This window comes from Halosimplex halobium (genome assembly GCF_051414055.1).
Classification (GTDB): Archaea; Halobacteriota; Halobacteria; order Halobacteriales; family Haloarculaceae; genus Halosimplex; species Halosimplex halobium.
The window spans coordinates 1-940 of the sequence record NZ_JBLKNX010000049.1 but is presented as its reverse complement, the minus strand read 5'-3'; the positions used below and the strand labels follow the sequence as shown (position 1 = coordinate 940).

The window sequence follows — 940 nt, the reverse complement described above, 5'->3', positions numbered from 1 at the left end:
GGCTGCGTTGAATCGCCAGATGGCGTCGGAGTAGTCCGCTAAATCAAAGGAGTTGAAGCGGGAGACTCCGGTTGTCCATGACCCAAATCTCCCGCTTCATTGGGGAAGTTGTCCCGGTTGCAAAAAGCGTTACTGGCGATGGAGACGAATCCGCCGCCCCGGAAGGAGGCGGCGGATTCGCCGACTACGCGATGGTTTCGCTCCATTGTCTCCGGATTTACCTTGACACACCCTACCGCATGACCATCGATATTCTGAAAGAGATGCCACAAATAATCGGCGAGATCGGCCTTGAAGCGGACGATCTCCCACATCCATCGACGTTGTGTAAGGCCTTCGATGAGATTAGTATGAGCCTCTGTCGAGTGCTGCTGCGCCAGTCGGCGCAGCTGCACGACCCCACGAAACACGGTGGACTGGACGCTACCTTCTACGAGCGGTCTGCTGCGAGCCGTCACTACTGTAACCGCACAGACTACCGCGTGCAGAAGCTCAAAGTCACGAAACTCGTCGATACAGACACACAGGCTATCCTCGACGTACACTGCTCGACGACCCGTGACGGAAGTGATGCCGACCTCTGTGAGCAGATCGCCCGCCGGAACGCGGGCGATCTGCGAACATTAGCTGCAGACAAGGGCTATGACAAGAACGCGCTCCGCGAAGCCCTGCGTGACCTCGGGATCAGACCACTGATCAAACATCGTGTCTTCGCCTCCTACGACCACGCGCACAATGCCCGCATCGACGATGAACTGTACAATCAGCGCTCAATGACCGAAACCGTCAATTCGGCAGTCAAGCGCTCGCTCGGCTTCGCCGTCCGAGCGCGTTCCTGGTTTCGTGAGTTCCGCGAGGTTGCCCTGATGTGTGTTGTCTACAACATCAAGCGGGCTGTGAAACAGTGAAATCTACCGCCTTACAGCGATTCAACACAGCC

The 940-nt window shown here is 56.9% G+C and carries 1 protein-coding gene; it reads left to right on the top strand.

Annotated features, from left to right (window positions below; genetic code table 11):
• Positions 1–77 precede the first annotated feature (77 nt).
• A complete protein-coding gene (locus tag ACMGFG_RS24215; RefSeq protein WP_436932852.1) occupies positions 78–908 on the top strand; it encodes an IS5 family transposase in 831 nt (276 codons plus the stop codon).
• Positions 909–940: the final 32 nt, after the last annotated feature.

Bases quoted from the DNA above. Each gene is read 5' to 3' on its own strand.
- ACMGFG_RS24215 (WP_436932852.1), top strand. From the start codon at position 78: ATGACCCAAATCTCCCGCTTCATTGGGGAAGTTGTCCCGGTTGCAAAA.